Below are 18,955 nucleotides of genomic sequence, written 5' to 3' on the forward strand. Positions count from 1 at the left end.
ACGCCGCGCCAGCGCCGCGCCGAGGCCCGGAATTCTCTCATCGCCCCAGCCTGGAGTCGCTAAGCTTGGCGTGTGCCTCGCCGTGATCCTGTGCTCGTCGTGGACGACGACGCCGTCAGCCGGCAGATGCTGCTGCACGCGCTGGCCGACGCGGGCATCGAGGCCGTCGCGGTCACCTCGGGCGCGGACGCGCTCGCATGGCTCAAGGCGAGCGTGCCCGCGCTCGTGCTGCTCGACCTCGTGATGCCGCCCCCTGACGGCTACGTGGTCCTCAGCGCCGTGCGGGACGCCCCCCGGACGCAGGACGTCCCCGTCGTCGTGCTGACCGCGCTCGACGCGGACGAGGACGTCGCCCGCGCCTTCGAGCTCGGCGCCGACGATTTCATCCGCAAGCCGTTCCGCCCTGCCGAGCTCATCGCGCGCATCCGCGGTCAGCTCCGGATCCGGGACTACGTCGACGCGCTCGCGCGCAAAGAGCACGACGCGAAGGTGGTCCTCGAGCTCACGCAGGCGCTCTCCTCGACGCTCGACTTCCGGAACATCCTCTTCACGGTCGTGCGGCGCATCGCCGAGGTGGCGCGCGTCGACCGCTGCAGCATCGTCCTCGTGCGCGACGCGGGCGACGTCGGCTACGTGGTCGCCGCGAGCGACGACAAGGAGCTGCGGGATCTCCCGATCGATCTCGGCAAGTACCCGGAGATCCAGCGCGTCATGCGCACGGGCGACGTGCTCGTGATCGACGACGCGAAGGCGCACCCGCTGTTCGACATCGTGCGCGCGGAGCTCCCGGAGAACGCGTTCCGCTCGCTGGCGCTCCTGCCGATCTTGTTCGAGGACAAGCCGCTCGGCGTGCTCTTCTTGCGCGGCCGGCAGCCGGTGGCGCCCCACGCGCACGAGCTCTCGCTGGCCCGCACGGTCGCGAGCGCCACCGCGATCGCCCTGCGCAACGCGCGCATCCTGCAGTCGCTCCGCGACCAGACGCAGCAGAGCACCTTCGCGCGGTTCGAGGCGGAGCGCCGGCTGAAGGCGCTCCAGCGCTACGCCGACTTCTTCTATTCGACGGCGGACGGCATCGTCGTCGTCGATCCCGACGGCCACATCCTCTTCTCCAACCCGCGCGCGCAGGCGATCACGGGGCGCACGGCGGAGGACCTCGAGAGGGCGAACCTGGCCGATCTCGTCGACGCGCGCGAGCACCCGCTCCTCGAGGAGATCCGGGCCGGCTTCGCCAAGGGATCGTTCCCGCACATGGTGGATTTCACCGTGCGGCGGGGCGAGCACGAGCGGCTCATCCTCAGCTTCAGCTTCAGCAGCGTCCTTCGCGAGGAGAGCGGCGCCGTCCTGGTCAGCTTCCGCGACGTCACCACGGAGCGCGCCACCGAGGCGGAGCTCACCAAGACGAAGGAGTTCCTGGAGCGCGTCATCGACAGCTCGGTCGACGCGATCGTCTCGGCCAACATGGAGGGCGTCGTCCTGCTCTTCAACCGCGCCGCCGAGCGGATCTACGGGTATGACGCGAAGGAGGTCGTCGGCGCGATGAACGCCCGCGCGCTCTACCCCGACCACAACGCCGAGCACATCATGAGGCTCATCCACGCGAAGGAGCACGGCGGCCCCGGCCGGCTCGAGGGCTACCGGACCGAGGTCCTGGCCAGGGACGGGTCGCGGATCCCGGTGCACCTCTCCGCGGCGCTGATCTTCGAGAACGGCGTCCCGGTCGGCTCGGTCGGCATCTTCACGGACCTGCGGGAGCGGATGCGGATGGAGGCCCGCCTCACCGAGGCGCAGGAGGAGCTCCGCGCTCGCGAGAAGCAGGCCATCATCGCCGAGCTCGCGGGCGCGGCCGCGCACGAGCTGAACCAGCCGCTCACCAGCGTGCTCGGCTACGCCGAGCTGATCTGCCGCCGGATCGACGACGCGTCCCCCATCAAGGGGGCCGCGACCACGATCCGCAGCGAAGCCGAGCGGATGGCGGAGATCGTCCGCAAGATCGGCAAGATCACCCGCTATGAGACGAAATCCTATGTCGGCGCCGCGAAGATCATCGATCTCGACCGATCGAGCGGCGACGACCCGAACAGGGTGATCGGGTGAGCGGAAAGACAGCGGAGCGCCTGGGGGAGCAGCCATTGTCCGACGCTCCCGTCACGCTCCGGAAGCCCCTCACCCGGGACATCCCGCTCGAGTGGGTGGACAGCCTGCTGATCGCGTCGAGCGAGCTGGATCCGTCGGCCTCCATCGAGCAGCGCGCCTCGGCGCTGCTCGGCGCGGCCGCGAAGGTGCTCACGGCCTGCGGGCTCGGCATCTACATCCCCGGCGCGACGGGGGCGCAGGTGGCCGTCCGGGTCTCGCCGCGCGCTCGCCGCGACGACGGCCGCGATCCGGCGCGGCTCCTCCCGGAGTTCGCCTTCGAGCGCGTCGTGGCGATCGAGCCCGGAGGTCGCTCGACGATGCACATCGCGGCCGACGACGCCGCGTACCTCGACAGCGCGCCTGTACAGGCGCTGGTCGATCGGCTCGTGCTCACCCTGGGCGCGTCGCTCCGCGAGGCGCGCGCGCACGAGTCGCTGCGCGCTCAGGTCATGCAGGCCGAGAAGCTGGCCTCGCTCGGGAAGATGGCCGCAGGCGTCGTGCACGAGCTCAACAACCCGCTCACCTCGATCCTCGCCTACTCCGAGTACCTGCGCCGCAAGGGCGAGCGCGGCGGCTTCGACCCCTCGGACATCGAGCGGCTCGCGAGGATCAACGACGCGGCGGATCGCATCCGCCGGTTCTCGCGCGACCTGATCGCCTACGCGCGGCCGTCCACGGAGAAGCCGGGCGCCGTCTCGCTCCACGACATCATCGAGCGCGCGCTCGTCTTCTGCGAGCACCTCCTCGACCAGACGGGCGTCACCGTCGAGCGGCGCTTCGACGAGATCCCTCCGGTTTGCGGCGTCATCGATCCGCTGACGCAGGTGTTCGTGAACCTGTTCACGAACGCCGCGCACGCGATGAACGAGCGCGGCGGCTGCCTCGGCATCTCCACCGCGATGTCGCCGGAGGACGGCTACATCACGGTGACGATCCGCGACGACGGGCACGGGATCGAGCCCGAGCACCTGCCGAGGATCTTCGACCCCTTCTTCACGACGAAGACCGACGGGACCGGCACCGGGCTCGGCCTGAGCATCGTAAGGAACATCGTTGCCTCGCACGGCGGCAGCATCCGCGCGGATGCGCGCGCCCCGCGCGGGACGGTCTTCTCTCTGGATCTGCCGATCGCGCTGCCGTCCTCGGCCCGCCGCTGAGCAGGGGCGAGCTCCCTCGGCTCAGGGCGCGACCTTGATGCCGAGCACGAGCACGCCGCCCATGTGCTGCTGACCCGCGACGAAGAAGCTCTCTCCGGCCTTGGCGTTCACCTCGAGCAGGGGCAGAAACGAGTTGCCGCCGGGCTTCTGGATGCTCGCGCTGACGACGAAGCGCCTCGGCTCGTCCTTCTTCTTCGCGGCGACCACGTCCTTCAGCGACACCATGAGGACGCTGCCGTTCGGCAGCTTCGTCGTGGTCGGCTTCCCCTTCTGCAGGGTGACCTTCAGCCGCTCGAGGAGCTTGTAGCTGTTGTACGACGAGAACGGCGGCTTCCCGAGCTCGGGCATCTTGCCGATCTTCGGGTCGATGCCTTTCCCATCGTTCGTCGCGTGGAGGATCACGATCTCGGACGTGACCTCGGCGTCCGACGGCGCGGCCTGCGGGGGGGCTGGCGCCTTCTCTTGCGCGACGGCAGGGGAAGGGCTCACGCCGAGCGAAAGGACCATGGTCGCGGTGATCGCACTCGCAAGAAATCTCATCACTGTCCTCCCGGACCGTCATCGGAGAGCCAGACCACCGTGGTCGTCGGGCCTGAAGCCACGGCCTCCTGCGGGACGTAAAAGATGGTGCCCATGCGTGCCCCGAAGTCGACCGCGGCGATCTCGACGCCGGGCTCGGCCTCCCCCTCGAAGCTCGGCGCGGCGTCCGGCTCCTTCGCCGGCGCCGCGAGCGACGCGGAGGGCGCCGCGGGCGGCGGGGCGAGCAACGCGGAGGGCGCCGACGTCGTCAGCTCCGCGGTGGGCGTCTCCACGCCCATCTTGCCCCAGACCATCAAGGCGGCGGCCGCCGCCACGGCGAGCGCCGTCAGCGCGAAGATCCCGCGCGCGTTGTCGTTCGCCGGCGATCCCTGGAGCCGCGCCCGGGCGCGGGGCGGCTCGCCCGACGGCGGCGCCGCGAGCGGCCGCGCGGCGCCGCCCCCGTCGACCCGCGCGGCGCCCGCCTGCCCTTCGAGGATCTTCGCCATCACCCCGTCGGCGATGCCGTCGGCCGCGCTCGAGGCCAGCGCGCTGTCCCGGACCATGTCGGCCGCGGTGACGAGCGCTGCGACCTTCGCCCGGCAGCGCGGGTCGTGGAGCACGTACTCCTCCACCTGCCGGTGGCGCGCCTCATCGAGCTCACCGTCGACATAGAGCATCAGCTCCAGATCCGTCGGCGGGGCGCTCGCTTCCCCGTGATTCGCCTTGCTGCTGTTGGCGGTGCTCACGCGATCTCCTCCGGGTCCTCTGCTGGGGCCTTGCCCTCTTCCTCCGCGTAACAGTCGGCGAGGGCGCGCTGAAGCTTCTGACGGGCGTGGAACAGGCGGCTCATGATCGTCCCCTTCGAGACCCCCATGGCCTGAGCCATCTCCTCGTACGACATGCCCTCCACCTCCCGCATCAGGATCACGCCTCGGTGGTAGGGCGGCAGCGCGTCGAGCGCGGCCTGGATGCGCCCGGCGATCTCCCGGCGCCGGACGACGTTGAGGGGGTCCGCGCCGTCGATCCGAGCGACGAGCGGGAAGTCGGACTGCTCGTCCGCCGCCTGGTTCTCCTGGAGCTCGAGGTCGCGGCGCCCCGGCTTCCGCATGAGGTCGATCGCCAGGTTCGTGACGATCCTGTAAAGCCAGGTGAAGAACGAGGAGCCCCCCTGAAACGAGCCGAGGCCCTTGTAGACCCGGAGGAAGGCGTCCTGCACGAGCTCGCGCGCGTCGTTCTCGTCGCGGACGAGCCCCATCGCGATCGCGAACGCCCTGCGCTGGTGCCGTTCCACGAGCGAGCGGAAAGCCGCCTGGTCCCCCTTCTGCGCTCGCTCGATGAGCTCACGATCTTCCTCCGCTTCCCGCCGTCGCGCCTCGCGATTGGACGCACGGGCGGAAGCGCTATTCAGGCGCGGGTGGATCTGCTTCGTTTCGGGGTGGTCGCCCTCCGCGGACAGGTCGTCGCCTTCCGCGTCGCCCTCGCCGGGATCACCGGGAGGTGCGACCGGCTCGAGCTCGTCCGGGTGAGAAGGTGCAATGGCCACGGGGTCAGCTTACCTGAGGAGGCTGGGGGACGAGGGAGGTCGCGGAGCAGGCGGCCGCGCACGGCGCGCGGCAGCCGGCGGGCGTGCCGGGCGGCAGACGGCGGCCGTCCGGCTCACGGCTCATCGGCCTCATCGCTGAGCTCGGGCAGCTCGCCCAGCGTGAGGCGGACATCGAAGACCCGCTCCAGCCGCGCGACGCGGAGCGTAACGACCTTGTTCACCCCGGCGATGCTCGCCATCCACCGGAGCTCGTTCGGGTCGGAAATCGTCTTTCCTTCGAAGCCGAGGATCACATCGTCCGGCGCGATGCCAGCCCGGTCCGCGGGTCCCCCCGCCACCACGGTCTTCACCCACGCCCCCTTTCGATCGGGGCGCTTGAGCCGCCCCGCCTCGATCGAGTTGAGGACGTCGACGATCACCCCGACCTGGCTCCGCCGGATCTTGCCGTCGCGCAGCAGCATCGGGAGCAGCTGCCGGACCATGTTGATCGGGATCGCAAACCCGATGTTGTTCGCGTTGGCGCGCACGGCCGCGTTGATGCCGACCACCTCGCCCTTGAGGTTCAGGAGCGGGCCGCCGGAGTTGCCGGGGTTGATGCTCGCGTCCGTCTGGAGGAAGTTGAAGTAGCCGCTCGGGTCGAGCCCCTTCACATCGTCCCGGGTGCGGCCCTTGGCGGAGAGGATGCCCGCCGAGACCGTGTGGGAGAGGCCGAAGGGGTTGCCGATCGCGACCACCCAGTCGCCGACCTCGGTGGTATCCGAGTCGCCCAGGGGGAGCGACGGGAGCCCCTTCTCGTCGACCTTCAGCACGGCGACGTCCGTGTGCTTGTCGCGACCGATGACGGTCGCCTTGATGTCGCGGCCGTCGACGAAGCTCACGAGGATGTCGGTCGCCCCCTCGATCACGTGGTTGTTCGTCAGCAGGAAGCCCTCTGGATCATAGACGAAGGCGGTCCCGAGCCCCTCGGCGACCGTGCGGCGGCGGCCGCCCGGCTGCTGCTGCCGCTCGACGCGCGCCTTGACCGTCGCGACCGCTGGATCGGCCCTGCGCGCGAGCGGCGCGAAGGAGCCGGGCATGCCCTCGGAGCGGACGATCGGAGGAGGAGGCGGCGCGGACGGAGGCGGCGGCGCGGTCGTCACCGGCACGGCGCCCGAGGGGACGGTGGAGCTGCTTGCGCTGGAAGAGTGGCCAGGAGAGGCCTTGCTGCACGAGGCGACCAGCGAGGCGAGGAGGACCCACAGGAGAGCCCTGGCGCCAGCGGTCACGATCGTTTCGAGACCTCGAGGTAGCGCATCCGCAGATCGTAGAGCGCCTGCTCGAGCAACCTCTCCTCGTCGCCCGAGAGGTTCCCCTTCGTCTTCTCCTGGAGGAGCGACAGCAAATCGATGTCCTGATGCGCGAGGATCAGGTTCTGCTCTTCCCTGCCGTCGGGGCTGGGCGCGTCGCCGAGGTGCACGTACGCGGAGCCGATGATCGACAGCACGAAGGTCGAGAAGTCGAGCGTCGGCAGCTCCGGGGGGCTCCCCGGCGGAGGGAGCTCTTCCCGATTCTTCGCGTCGCTCACTCTGCCCCTTCGTCGTCGAGCTCGGGCTCGATCCGCGACCCCTGCGCCGACGCGCCGAGCGCCGGCTGATCGACGGCGATCCCCTCGGCGTGCTCCTCCAGGTCCGGCAAGCCCGCGAGGTGCGCCTCGATGGTCCCGGCGCTGAGCGTCCCGCTCGCCAGGAGGCGCTCGCGCACCCGGCGGTCGAGCTGCAGCTCCGTCAGCTTGCCCTTCTCACCTACGGTCATGATGTGATCTCCTCGGACAACCCACCAGTTCGCGGTGGGCTTATGACGACTTCTTCGAGAGCGTCACGAGCACCCCACCATCGCCGTGCTCGTGATGGTGGCTGTGATCGTGGTCGTGGTCGTGACCGCAGCAGCCCTCGCCATCGGAATCCTCGATGCGCTCCTCCAGCTCGGCCTGAGCCTGCGCGATCTCCTCCTCGCTGGCGGCGCGCACGTCCTTGACCTGAACCTGAAAGCGCACCTTCTGGCCCGCCAGAGGGTGATTCGTGTCCACCCGGAACCCCTCGGGGAGGATCTCGATGACCCGGAGCGCGATCGGCGAACCGTCCGGGCCCTGGGCAACGAACTCGTCGCCGACCTCGACAGCGCCCCCATCGGGGAAATCCGCCTTGTCCACCTCGAAGACGCCAGCGTCATCGCGCTCGCCGAACGCATCTTCCGCCTCGACGGTGATCTCGCGCTGCTCGCCGGCGCGCAGCCCTTCCAGCGCGCGCTCCAGCCCGGGCACGATCTGAGCATAGCCGTGCGTGTAGACGAGCGGCTCCGCGGTCGATGCTTCATCCACCGTCTCTCCGCTTTCGTTGAAGAGGACGTAGGACAGCGTGACGACCGTATCCGTTGCGATGGGCAGCGACTCCATGGGGCGGCGGTTGGTCTGCCACGGCGGTTCCGCGGTTTCAAGCGAGGCGCGCTCGCGCGGCAGCATGCTATGAGGACGTCCGATGGCCGACTCCATGGCTCGGGCGACCGGCCGCGACCCCCTCGACGCGTCGCCCCCTGCTGCGCAGGCCACCCCGGAAACGGAGCGCCTCCGTCCCGGAGAGGCGGCGCCGGGCGAGACGCGACCGGCCTCGACCGCGCCGGCGCCCCCCGGCGGCGCGGCAGCCCGGGGCCTGCGCGAGGGCGGACCGCGTCCTCGACGTGGGGGAGAGAGCCTGGAGCAAGAGCTCTCCCGGGTAGGCACCAAGCGCTGGCTCGCTCGCCTCGGCGTCCTCGCGACGATCGCGGCGCTCGTCGCGGGGATCGTCGTCTGGCGGATCCGGACGAGGCCCCCGCCGCCGCCGCGCTACGTCACGGGCGACATCACCACGGGCGACGTGCTCGAAGTGGTCCAGTCGACGGGGCAGGTCAAGCCGCTCACCGAGGTGCAGATCGGCGCCCAGGTCTCGGGGCGAATCACCAAGGTCTACGTGGACTTCAACAGCATCGTGAAGGCCGGCGACGTGCTGGCCGAGATCGATCCGACGCTCTTCGGGGCGCAGATCGACTCGAACCAGGCGCAGATCGCGGCGGCGAGCGCGAGCGTCGTGCGCTCGGAGGCGTCGCTCGGGACCGCCAAGCAGCGGCTCGAGCGCGCGAGGAAGATGGTCGCGGAGGGGGTGGGCTCGCAGGCCGATCTGGACACGGCGCAGGGCGCCTACGACGTCGCGCTCGCCGACCTCGCGGCCTCGAAGGCGCAGGTGGCGCAGCTCAGGGCGGTGCTCCGCTCCTCCACGACGAACCTCCAGTACACGCGCATCTTCTCGCCCATCGACGGGGTCGTCATCAGCCGCGCGATCGACCCCGGGCAGACGGTGGCGGCGAGCTTCCAGGCGCCGACCCTCTTCGTGATCGCCCAGGATCTCCGCAAGATGCGCGTGCTCGCCGACATCGACGAGGCGGACGTCGGGCGGCTCCGCGAGGGCATGACGGCGGACGTGAGCGTCGATGCGTTCCCGGGCGAGACGTTCCGAGGGACGGTGAGCCAGGTGCGCTACAGCCCGCTGAGCCAGTCCGGCGTCGTGACGTACGCGGCGGTCGTCGAGGTCGACAACCCCGACGTCAAGCTCCGGCCGGGGATGACGGCGACGGTGAGCGTCCGGTCCGCCGAGGCCAGGGGGGTGCGGCGGCTGCCGAACGCGGCGCTCCGGTTCAAGCCCACCCCGGCGCGGGACAAGGACGGCAAGGAGATCAAGGCGCCGCCCCTCGAGCCGCTCCCGCCGAAGAAGGGCCGGATCTACGTGCTGACCGACGCGACGCCCGGGGCGGAGAAGATCGAGCCGCGCGTCGTCGACGTCGGGATCACCGACGGCATCTTCACCGCGCTCGGGTCCGATCTCGGGCCGCTCAAGGTCGTCACCGACGAGAACGACGATCCGTCAGCGAGCGGCAGGGGGCGCGGCCCTCGGCTGTTCTGAGGCGTGATGCTGCCCCAGAGCCAAGACGTCGCCGCGGCGCCCCGAGACGAGCCGCTCATCGAGCTCTCGAGCGTCGGCAAGGACTACACGACCGAGGCCGTCGTCGTGAGGGCGCTCCGGCACGTGGATCTGACCATCCAGCACGGCGATTTCGTCGCGATCGTCGGGCAGAGCGGCTCGGGCAAGAGCACCCTGATGAACATCATCGGGTGCCTGGACCGGCCGACGCACGGCACGTACCGGCTCGACGGCCTCGACGTCACCCGGCGCAGCAACGACGCGCGCGCGATCGTCAGGAACCGCCTGATCGGGTTCGTCTTCCAGGGCTTCAACCTGCTGCCGCGCACCACGGCGCTCGAGAACGTCGAGCTGCCGCTGGTCTACCGGGGCGTCGGCGCGGCGGAGCGGCGCAAGCGGGCGCTCGACGCGCTCGGCGCGGTGGGGCTGGCAGAGCGCCTGCACCACACGCCGAACCAGCTCTCGGGCGGGCAGCAGCAGCGCGTCGCCATCGCGCGGGCGCTCGTCACCTCGCCGCCGCTGCTCCTCGCCGACGAGCCCACGGGCAACCTCGACACGCGCACGAGCTACGAGGTGCTCGGGCTGCTGCAGCGGCTCAACCGGGGCGGGATCACGATCGTCCTCGTGACGCACGAGCCGGACATCGCCGCGTGCGCGAGCCGCGTGATCACGATGCGCGACGGCGAGATCCGCAGCGATCTCAGGAACGATCGCCCCGTCGACGCGGCCGCGGCGCTGGCCGCGCTGCCGCTCTCCGCGGCGGAGAGCGACGAGCTCTCGCCATGAGCGGCTACCTCGCCGCCGTCCGGATCGCGCTGCGCGCCATTGTCCGCTCGAAGCTCCGCGCCGCCCTGACGGTGCTCGGCATCCTGATCGGGGTCTCGGCCGTTGTGATCGTCGTGGCGCTCGGGACGGGCGTACGCAACCGCGTCCTGGGCGAGATCTCGGGCATGGGGGCGAGCTCGATCTACATCTTCCCGCAGTCGACGCAGGCGTCGGGGCTGAAGCGCCGCGAGAACGCGAGGATGTCGGAGGCCGACGGGATCGCGATCCTGAAGGAGTCGACGAGCGTGGTCGCGCTGAGCCCGTTCAGCTCGACGTCGACGCAGGTCGTGGCCGGAGAGGCCAACGTCGCGACCCAGGTCATGGGCGTGACCCGGAGCTACCTCTCGATCCTCTCGTACAGCGTCGGGGTGGGCGAGGGCTGGACCGAGGCCGACGAGCAGCTCAAGGCGAAGGTCTGCCTGATCGGCGAGACCGTCCGGGAGAATCTGTTCGGCTCGGGCGAGGCCGTGGGCCGGTACATCCGGATCGGCAAGCACCCGTTCCGGGTGATCGGGGTGCTCGCGAAGAAGGGGCAATCGCCGTTCGGCGAGGACCAGGATGACCGGCTGCTCATGCCGATCGGCAGCTTCCGATCGCGGATCGTGCCGAGCGCGCCGGGCCGGGTGCAGATGCTCGTCGCCGCCGCCACGAGCGAGCGGACCGTCGATCGCGCGGTGGAGCAGATCGACAGGATCCTCCGGCAGCGCCACGAGATCGCGCCGGACGGCGAGCCGAACTTCGTGATCCGCACGCAGGCGGAGTTCCGCGCGTCCCAGGAGCGGATCCTGGACACCTTGACGATGCTCCTCTCCTCGATCGCCGCGGTGTCGCTCCTCGTCGGCGGGATCGGCGTGATGAACATCATGCTGGTCAGCGTCACCGAGCGGACGCGCGAGATCGGCATCCGCATGGCGATCGGCGCCTCCGAGGGAGACATCCTCGTCCAGTTCCTCGTCGAGGCCATCACCCTGTCGCTCATCGGGGGCGTGCTCGGGCTCGGCGCGGGGCTCGGCGTTATCAAGGCCCTCGCCGCGACGCTCGGCTGGAACATGACGTTGCCGGCCAGCGCGGTCATCGTCGCGGTGGGGACGAGCGCGACGATCGGGATCGTCTTCGGGTTCTTCCCGGCCCGCCGCGCGGCCCGTCAGGATCCCATCGCCGCCCTGAGGCACGAATGAGCGCCACGCTCACCCGGGTGTTCTCCGCGGTCGTGATCGCGCTGCGCGCCGTCCGCCGGAACAAGCTCCGCGCCGGGCTCACGATCCTGGGGATCACGATCGGCGTCGCGGCCGTCGTCACCGTCACGGCGCTGGCGAGCGGCGCGCGCGCCAACGTCAACGCGCAGATCTCGAACCTCGGCTCCAACTCGCTCATCGTCTTCGCCCGATCCGCCCGCGCCTCGGGCGTCCGCAGCACCGCGGGCGCCAGGCTCTCGGAGCTCGACGGCCAGGCGCTCGCGCGCGAGTCGACGAGCATCCGGCTCGTCGCGCCGTTCCTCAGGTCGAGCGCCCAGGTCATCCACGAGGGCCAGAACGCGAGCCCGACGCTCGTCGGGACGCGCCTGAACTACTTCGAGATCCGGAGCTGGAAGGTCGCGCAGGGAGAGCCGTGGAGCCCCGCCTCGGAGAACCTCTCCGAGAAGGTCGTCGTGATCGGGGCCCAGACCGCGCGCGATCTGTTCGGATCGCTCGATCCGGTCGGCCGGATGGTGCGGATCGGCCGCCAGATGTACCGCGTGCTCGGCGTGCTGGAGGAGAAGGGGGCGTCGCCCTTCGGGCAGAGCCAGGACGAGATCGTGCTGATGCCCATCACCACGATGCGGTCGCACGTCATGGCCACGCGGCCCGGGGAGGTTCACGCCATCTTGCTGAGCTCGACGTCGGCCGAGACGTCGGAGCGCGCCAGGCAGCAGGCCGAGGCGATCCTCCGCCAGCGGCACCGCATCGGCGAGAACGACGAGGACGACTTCGCCGTCCGGAGCCAGGCGGAGTTCCAGGCCATGCAGGACGCGATCTTCGCGGCGCTCTCGGCGCTGCTCATCAGCATCGCGGCGGTGTCGCTCGTCGTGGGCGGCATCGGCGTCATGAACATCATGCTGGTCAGCGTCACCGAGCGCACCCGGGAGATCGGCATCCGGATGGCCATCGGCGCCCGGGAGATCGACATCCTGCTGCAGTTCCTGCTCGAGGCGCTCGTGCTCGCCACGCTGGGCGGCGTCGTCGGCAGCGCGCTCGGGTACGGCGTCATCCTCGGGTTCTCGCGCGCGTTCGGCTGGCCGATGAGGCTCGAGCCGGCCGCGCTCGCGGTCGCGCTCGGGGTGAGCACGGCGATCGGGATCGTCTTCGGGTTCTTCCCGGCGCGGCGGGCCGCGCGCATGGATCCCGTGAACGCGCTGGGGCGCGAGTAGCGCGAAGCGCGCCGGACCGCGGGCGGTGGCTGGCGGAGGAGGGAGGCGGAGGCGCCGCCGCACGGGCGGCGCGCGCCTCCCCGGGATCAGCTCTTCTTCATCAGGTCGGCGAACGTGCCGAACTTGGCCTCGCGCGCGACGCCCGCGCGGTACTGCTGGTACGCCTGCTTCTCGGCGTCCTCCTTGAGGGCGCGGATCGACAGCTTGGCCTCGCCCCGGCGCGGATCCACCTCGATGATCTTCGCGTCGAGCTGGGTCCCGATGGGGAACTCCTTCCGGAGGTCGGTGCCGCGCTGCGTACCGGTGTGGCCGGCCGGGATGAAGCCGCGAGCCGCTCGCCCCGTGGTGCCGAGCACCCGGACGACGAGCCCCCCTTCGGTCACCTGCGTGACAGCCACCTTCACCGCCTTGCCCTGCTGAACACGCTGGCGCGGCTCGCTCTCCTCGCCCTCGGGCGGAGCAGGGTGGAGCCCGATGCGCCGGCCCGCGGCGTCGCAGGTCGCGACGACGACGTCGACATCGTCGCCGACCTTCACGACCTCGTTCGGGTGCTGGATCGGCTTCATCGAGAGGTCGGCCGTGTGGATGAGCCCATCGATGCCCGGCTCGAGCTCGATGAACGCGCCGAACGGCTGCAGGCGAGCGACCTTGCCCTTGTGGCGCGTGCCGACCGCGTACTTCTCCTTCACCGCGTCCCACGGGTCGACCGTGGCGGCCTTGCGGCTCAGCCAGAGCTTGCCCTTGTCGTCGACGCGGAGGACCTTCACGTCGATCTCCGCGCCCGGCTTGAACAGGTCGGCCAGCTTGGCGCCGCGGTCGTGGCTCGCCTCGCTCATGTGGACCAGCCCCTCGACCCCGCCGGCGTCGGGGAGCGCGACGAACACGCCCCACGCGACGACCTTGCGCACGATGCCCTTGTGCAGCGAGCCGGGCTCGATCGACGTGAGCGCCTCGGTGCGCGCCTTCCGGCTCTCCTCTTCGAGCATCTTGCGGCGGGACACGACGATGTCGCGCCCCTTCTTCGCGAACTGGGTCACGCCGAAGTCGAGCCGCTGGCCCACGAGGTAGTTGAGGTCGGCGCCGTGGCGCAGATCGACGTGCGACGCCGGCGCGAAGGCGCGGAGGCCGCCGAGATCGACCTCGAGCCCGCCCTTCACCGCCCCGGTCACGAACCCCTCGATCGACTCGCCGCTCTGGAGCGCAGCCTCGGCGCGCGCGCGCGCCTGATCGAGCTGCACAGGCGCCCTCGACAGGAGGAGCATGCCTCCGCGCACGCCGGTGCTCGCCACCGTCGCGATGAACTGATCCCCCTCGACGGGCGGCTCTTCCTCGAGGATCTCGCGGCGGTCGAACAGCCCCGTCGCCTTCCCGGCGATGTCGATCCAGATGGCGTGGTCGGTGATCTTGCTGACCTTGCCGAACACTTCCTCGCCGATGCTGAAGGCCGGGCGCTCGCGCGGCGGCGGCGCGCCCTGCCCCTTGCGCCGCTTGCGCTTCTCGCCACCAGGCTGCGGCTGCCCGCCCGCCTCGTCGGCCGCCTGCTCCTCCTCGCCTTCCTCTTCTTCTGCCGCGTCGGCCGCCTCCGCGCCGCTGGCCTCGGCCGCGTCGGCCGCCTCGCCCTCGGGCTGGCCGGCCTCCTCCGCGCCCTTGCGGCGACGGCGGCGACGGCGCTTCTTTCCAGCGCCACCCTCGGTCTGCGCGGCCGCACCGGCCTCTCCGGCCGGCGCGGGCTTCGCGGCAGGCGCGGGCCTCGCGGCCGGCGCGGGCTTCGCGGCCGCCGGAGGGGTCCGCCTGCCGGGCGAGAACCCCGGCTTGCGGTTGCCGATATCGTCCCGCGGCAGGCCTGGAACGCGGTTGCCGATGTCGTCGCCCGGCTGCTCTTCCCACTCGTCGTCGGCATCACTCGCCGGGGCGGCGCTCGCCGCCGCGGCCGGTGTCGCCTCGGACTGGGCCGAGCTCGCCTGCGGCGACGTTTCTTCGCCGGGCTCGTGGCTCGCTTCGGTCGGGGGGGTGGACCCCCCTTCATGGGCTTGGGCTGCTTGCTCGGGCGCAGCGTTCGACGACTCGAGCGGGCCGCCCTGGTCGGCCGGAGCTCCCGGCGCGTCCGCCGGCGTGGTGGTATTTTCGTGGGTATTCATCCGCGCCTCGCGCGACAACGCATGCCGATGGGGGCGAAACGTGCTCGCGTTCTCTCCAGCGGCCCCCTCGGTTGAATGGGGGAAGGGGCCGGAACCATATCGTACCCGGGACGTTTACGCGAGAGCCTACCGCATGATGGGCAGGTGCTTGTTGGTCCCCCCGCTCCGATCGATGCGGAGGCCGCCCCCGCTCGCGAGGTTGTGGGCGCTGACCTGGCCGGCCAGCCGCTCCGCCACATCCACGAAAGCGCGCGCAATCGGGCTGCTCGGGGCAGCCTGTACGACCGGCGTGCCGGCGTCGCCCCACTCCCGGATGGCCGGATCCATCGGGATCTGGCCGAGCAGCGGCGCCTCGGCGAACTCCGCGATCTTCTGCCCGCCGCCGGCCCCGAAGAGCTCGTGCCGCTTGCTGCACCCGTCGCACACGAAGTAGCTCTCGTTCTCGACCACGCCGAGCAGGGCGATCCCGACTTTCTGGGCCATCGAGACCGATTTGTACACGTCCTGGAGGGCCACCTCCTGCGGCGTCGTCACGACGATCGCGCCCGTTGTCCTCATCTTCTGGGAAATCGTCAGCGCGATGTCGCCGGTACCAGGCGGAAGATCCAGCACGAGGTAGTCGAGCTCACCCCATTCCACGTCGCGCATGAACTGGATCAGGGCGTTCTGGAGCATCGGCCCGCGCCAGACGACCGCCGATCTCGGATCTTCCAGCAGGAAGCCGATCGACATGAGCTTCACGCCGAAGCGCTCGAGCGGCAGGAACTTCTGCCCATCGGCCGACGTCGGGCGGCCCATCACGCCGAGCATGGTCGGGACGCTCGGCCCGTACATGTCCGCGTCGAGGAGGCCGACCTTGGCCCCCTCGCGGCTGAGCGCCAGGGTGAGGTTCGCGGCGACCGTGCTCTTGCCGACGCCGCCCTTGCCGCTCATCACGAGGATGATGTTCCGCACGCCCGGGGACGGGTCGTCCTGAAGGATGGTGCGCGTGGGGATGCCGACGTCCCACGCGATCCGGACGCCCTTCGCGCCGGCGCCCTTCAGAGCCGCCTCGATGTCCGTCGCGAGCCGCTGCTTGAAGTAGCTGGTCAGCTCGACGGTGAGCGAGACGGCCTCGCCCTCGACCGAGAGCTCCCGGACGCGACCGAGGTCGGTGATGGGGCGCTGGAGGTCCGGCGCGATGACCTTTGCCAGCGCGGCGAGCGCGGCGTCCTTCGTGATGGGCATGGGGCGAAGGAGTTAGGACTGCTCGGGATTCCCGTCAACCGGCGAGCGCGGCGTCGCCGCGGGCGCTCGCTCTGGCCTGGCCGGGCGCGGCGCGACACAGGCCGTTCCTGCGCCCGGCCGGCGCCGTTACCAGCAGGTGGCGACCTTGGAATCGGGGTCGCCGCGATCGAGCTGGCGCGACGGCAGGTAGCACCGCGAGTCCACGCAGTCCCCGCTCGAGTTCTGCTCGACGCACACGCACGCGCCGACGAGCCCGCTGGGCGACTTCGGGCAGACCTCGGCCGCGTTCTCCGCGGTGCACCGGATGGGGAGCGCCGCGTCCAGGCACGCCCGCTCGCCGCGCAGCGTGGTGGTGCACTCCATCGTGGAGTCCGCGTCGCCGCAGTCGGTGTCGTTGCGGCACGGCTCGCAGAAGTTGCCCTTGCCGGTGCAGGCGCCGAACCGCGGGATGCACGCGCCCTCGTCGCACCGGAAGTCCAGGTCGCAGTCGGAGTCCGCGCTGCAGGACCTGGCGCACCGGCGCTCGCCGTCGATCGCGACGCAGCGCTGCTCCGCGGCGAACGAGCAGTCGAAATCGGTGCTGCACGGCGCGCACTGGGCGCGCTTGACGCAGGTGCTGCGCAGCAGGCACACCGGGCCCTCGACATAGGTGTTGCCGTCCCCGAACGTGGACGGGTCGATGCACTCCTCGTCGGTCTCACCGCAGAAGCCGTCATCCCCCTTGTCCGTGCCGCAGATCGCGTGAGGATCGCGGGACAGGGCGCACTCGAAGCCGCCGGGGCAGTCCGCGTCGCCCATGCAGTGCGGCATCGTGCAGTAGGCCTCGGCGTCGCCCTGCCCCTTGCCAAGGCACTCCAGGCCGAGCGAGGTGCACTGGTCGGGAGAGCAGGCCGGGACGACGCAGGCGCTGCCGTCGCTGCACTTGCCGGCGGAGCAGGCGGGGTCGCCGCCGCACCGCTCCGTGTCGCGCTGGCACTCGCCTGGGTTCCCGTTGCATTGGGTCGGGTTGCACGGCGTCTCGTCGGGGCAGCGCCCGAACTGGCCGCACTCGGTGCCGAATGGACAGGGCGCACCGAAGCCCACCATCTTCTCCTTCTGCGTGCAGACCAGGATCTCGGCCTTCGTGTCGTCCTCCGCGGCCGGCGCGCAGTCCTGGATGCCTGGAATACATTCGCGGTGGCTGCTGCACCTGAGCACGCAGCGGTTGCCGACGCAGGTGTTGCCCTCCAGGCAGAGCTCTGGCTTGCATTTGCCCTCGCAGACGCCGTCGACGATGACCCCCCCGAAGCATTTGTCCTGTGGCGTACCCGACGAGCATGCGCCGCTCGCGATGGCCGCCCCGCTCGCCAGGCAGCACAGCATCAGGAAGGCGTGGATACTACGGAGACGGGGCCGACGGGCGCTGTGAGAAGCGACAACCTGCTGCATAGGACCTCAGCGCGGGAAACACCCGCGGATCGGGGCAGGCACGGCGGGCCTGGCCGGAGATTGCGGAAACGCGCTCCCGAGCGAAGCGGCGACGCCAAGGTTGCCCTTGACGCCCCCCGTGCCGCCCAGAAGAATGAGCACTCCTACACCATACTTCAGGCGGTGGCATCATGCGAATCGACGCGGTTCTCGGTGGGATGGGCCTTTTCGTCGTGGCGGCTCTAGGGCTCGTCGGCTGCGCAGAAGAGGATCCCATTCCTGCTCCTCCTTTTCCCGAGGGGACGGGTCAAGCTGCGAACGCTCGATATCCGGCTGGGCCGTATGGGGTGAGCCTCCACCGGGTGATCGCGAACTATCAGTTCGTCGGGTACGCCAACGCCGCCGAACACAACGACACGATGCAGCCGATTCAGCTCGCCGATTTCTACAACCCGACCGGGACGGAGGTCTTTCCGGAAGGCTCGCTTTACGGCGCGGGAGAGCCGAAGCCGAAGGTGCTGCTGATCGACGTCTCGTCCGTATGGTGCGGCCCCTGCAAAATCGAGGCAGAGTCCGTCCTGCCCGGGCTCTACAAGAAGTATCAACCCCAGGGCGGCGAGTTCCTTGTTCAGCTCGCAGACGGAAGGACCCCAGGCGAGGCGGCGGTCCCGAACGACCTGTACCGCTGGACGACCCGGTACGACGTGCAGTACCCGTCGGCGATCGACCCTTCGTACAAGCTCGGCGCGCTTTTCCAGGCCGACGCATTCCCGGCGAACATGATCGTCAGGACGCAGGACATGACGATCATGGAGATCGTCGCTGGCGTGCCCGAGGAGAACAGCAATTTCTGGCGGACCTTTGAGAAGATCATGAACGGCGAGCTCTGAACGGGCTTCGCCGTGGGCGCGTCGTCGAACCACCGGTCGGCGCGCGCGTGTAGGGAGAATTTGCCAGGGCGCCACAGAGGGCGCCCGCGACGTTGAGCCCTCATGCCGGTCGGCCGCTCAGGCCGGCCCCTTCGCGACGGAAACCCAATGAACCGAAAAACCCGCTGCGCGCTCTCGCTGGCGTTCATTGTCCTCGGCCTCGCCGCCGCCTCGTGCGGAGCTGCCTCCGGCGGCTCATCGGCGAGCCCGGCCCCGGATTTCTCGCTCCCCGCCCTCGACGGCAAGACGGTCAGGCTCTCGGACTATGCCGGCAAGAGCGTGGTGCTCATCGACTTCTGGTCGACCACCTGCGATCCGTGCCTGGCGGAGATGCCCCACCTCGTCGAGCTCTACAAGAAGCACAGGGACAAGGGGTTCGTCGTGCTCGCCGTGTCGCTCGACGGACCGGAGTCGCGGGCGCAGGTGAGCAGCACGGTCCACGACAGGGAGATGATCTTCCCTGTGCTCCTCGACGAGGAGACGACCGTGGCCGCCCGGTACAATCCGAAGCGCGAGCTTCCGTTCTCCGTGCTCATCGGCCGAGACGGCTCGATTCTTCACAAGCGCGGCGGGTACCAGCCCGGCGACGAGGCGGCGCTCACCGAGCAGGTCGAGAAGGCGCTTGGCCTGTAGCGCCGGGGCGGCCGTCCGGCGCGCCTTGTCGGCGCGATCGGCGGCTCGCTC

General features: G+C 70.4%; 18 protein-coding genes. 8 read left to right on the forward strand and 10 right to left on the reverse strand.

Annotated elements, in window-relative coordinates; genetic code table 11:
* The first annotated feature begins 72 nt into the window (after positions 1-72).
* A complete protein-coding gene (locus WMF22_RS38985; protein WP_438033038.1) occupies positions 73-2,094 on the forward strand; it encodes a PAS domain S-box protein in 2,022 nt (673 codons plus the stop codon).
* Positions 2,095-2,129: 35 nt separating this feature from the next.
* Positions 2,130-3,290, forward strand: a complete 1,161-nt coding sequence (locus WMF22_RS38990; RefSeq protein WP_438033039.1) for a sensor histidine kinase — start codon at positions 2,130-2,132, stop codon at positions 3,288-3,290.
* Positions 3,291-3,311: 21 nt separating this feature from the next.
* Here WMF22_RS38990 and WMF22_RS38995 read toward each other — a convergent pair whose 3' ends face one another.
* From WMF22_RS38995 to WMF22_RS39025, 7 genes are all read right to left on the reverse strand, one after another.
* Positions 3,312-3,797: a hypothetical protein gene (locus tag WMF22_RS38995; RefSeq protein WP_438033040.1), complete on the reverse strand. Its 486-nt coding sequence runs from the start codon at positions 3,795-3,797 to the stop codon at positions 3,312-3,314.
* A gap of 32 nt (positions 3,798-3,829) precedes the next feature.
* Complete coding sequence (locus tag WMF22_RS39000) at positions 3,830-4,555, reverse strand: anti-sigma factor family protein (RefSeq protein WP_437295022.1); 726 nt, start codon at positions 4,553-4,555, stop codon at positions 3,830-3,832.
* Complete coding sequence (locus WMF22_RS39005; protein ID WP_437904457.1) at positions 4,552-5,352, reverse strand: sigma-70 family RNA polymerase sigma factor; 801 nt, start codon at positions 5,350-5,352, stop codon at positions 4,552-4,554. The genes WMF22_RS39000 and WMF22_RS39005 overlap by 4 nt, the downstream gene beginning before the upstream one ends.
* Positions 5,353-5,465: 113 nt before the next feature.
* A complete protein-coding gene (locus WMF22_RS39010) occupies positions 5,466-6,617 on the reverse strand; it encodes a S1C family serine protease (RefSeq protein ID WP_437295024.1) in 1,152 nt (383 codons plus the stop codon).
* Positions 6,614-6,916 carry a DUF1844 domain-containing protein gene (locus WMF22_RS39015; RefSeq protein ID WP_012239831.1) on the reverse strand — a complete coding sequence of 101 codons (303 nt, stop codon included), beginning with the start codon at positions 6,914-6,916 and terminating at the stop codon, positions 6,614-6,616. Before WMF22_RS39015 ends, WMF22_RS39010 begins: the two co-directional genes overlap by 4 nt.
* A complete protein-coding gene (locus WMF22_RS39020; RefSeq protein ID WP_012239832.1) occupies positions 6,913-7,143 on the reverse strand; it encodes a hypothetical protein in 231 nt (76 codons plus the stop codon). Before WMF22_RS39020 ends, WMF22_RS39015 begins: the two co-directional genes overlap by 4 nt.
* Positions 7,144-7,183: 40 nt before the next feature.
* Positions 7,184-7,849 carry an FKBP-type peptidyl-prolyl cis-trans isomerase gene (locus WMF22_RS39025; protein WP_438033041.1) on the reverse strand — a complete coding sequence of 222 codons (666 nt, stop codon included), beginning with the start codon at positions 7,847-7,849 and terminating at the stop codon, positions 7,184-7,186.
* Positions 7,850-7,865: 16 nt separating this feature from the next.
* Here WMF22_RS39025 and WMF22_RS39030 point away from each other — a divergent pair, with 16 nt between their 5' ends.
* The 4 genes from WMF22_RS39030 to WMF22_RS39045 are packed head-to-tail and all read left to right on the forward strand — an operon-like array spanning position 7,866 to position 12,570.
* Positions 7,866-9,320: an efflux RND transporter periplasmic adaptor subunit gene (locus WMF22_RS39030; RefSeq protein ID WP_438033042.1), complete on the forward strand. Its 1,455-nt coding sequence runs from the start codon at positions 7,866-7,868 to the stop codon at positions 9,318-9,320.
* A 6-nt stretch (positions 9,321-9,326) separates the two neighbouring features.
* Positions 9,327-10,124 carry an ABC transporter ATP-binding protein gene (locus WMF22_RS39035; protein ID WP_438033043.1) on the forward strand — a complete coding sequence of 266 codons (798 nt, stop codon included), beginning with the start codon at positions 9,327-9,329 and terminating at the stop codon, positions 10,122-10,124.
* A complete protein-coding gene (locus WMF22_RS39040) occupies positions 10,121-11,341 on the forward strand; it encodes an ABC transporter permease (RefSeq protein WP_438033044.1) in 1,221 nt (406 codons plus the stop codon). Before WMF22_RS39035 ends, WMF22_RS39040 begins: the two co-directional genes overlap by 4 nt.
* Positions 11,338-12,570 (forward strand): ABC transporter permease, encoded by a 1,233-nt coding sequence (locus WMF22_RS39045; RefSeq protein ID WP_437295029.1) that lies wholly within the window; start codon positions 11,338-11,340, stop codon positions 12,568-12,570. Before WMF22_RS39040 ends, WMF22_RS39045 begins: the two co-directional genes overlap by 4 nt.
* An 86-nt stretch (positions 12,571-12,656) precedes the next feature.
* On the opposite strand, the gene WMF22_RS39050 is transcribed toward WMF22_RS39045, so the two are convergent.
* From WMF22_RS39050 to WMF22_RS39060, 3 genes are all read right to left on the reverse strand, one after another.
* Entirely contained in the window at positions 12,657-14,708 is a 2,052-nt protein-coding gene (locus WMF22_RS39050) for a S1 RNA-binding domain-containing protein (RefSeq protein ID WP_437295030.1), read from the reverse strand.
* 126 nt (positions 14,709-14,834) lie between these two features.
* Positions 14,835-15,935, reverse strand: coding sequence for a P-loop NTPase (locus WMF22_RS39055; protein WP_437295031.1), 1,101 nt, complete (start codon positions 15,933-15,935; stop codon positions 14,835-14,837).
* Positions 15,936-16,061: 126 nt separating this feature from the next.
* Positions 16,062-17,297, reverse strand: a complete 1,236-nt coding sequence (locus WMF22_RS39060; RefSeq protein WP_438033045.1) for a hypothetical protein — start codon at positions 17,295-17,297, stop codon at positions 16,062-16,064.
* A gap of 407 nt (positions 17,298-17,704) precedes the next feature.
* Here WMF22_RS39060 and WMF22_RS39065 point away from each other — a divergent pair, with 407 nt between their 5' ends.
* Positions 17,705-18,232 (forward strand): TlpA disulfide reductase family protein, encoded by a 528-nt coding sequence (locus tag WMF22_RS39065; protein WP_437295033.1) that lies wholly within the window; start codon positions 17,705-17,707, stop codon positions 18,230-18,232.
* 147 nt (positions 18,233-18,379) lie between these two features.
* A complete protein-coding gene (locus WMF22_RS39070; protein WP_437295034.1) occupies positions 18,380-18,904 on the forward strand; it encodes a TlpA disulfide reductase family protein in 525 nt (174 codons plus the stop codon).
* The last annotated feature ends 51 nt before the right edge of the window (positions 18,905-18,955 follow it).

This window comes from Sorangium sp. So ce204, from assembly GCF_051526795.1.
Taxonomy (GTDB): domain Bacteria; phylum Myxococcota_A; class Polyangia; order Polyangiales; family Polyangiaceae; genus Sorangium; species Sorangium cellulosum_B.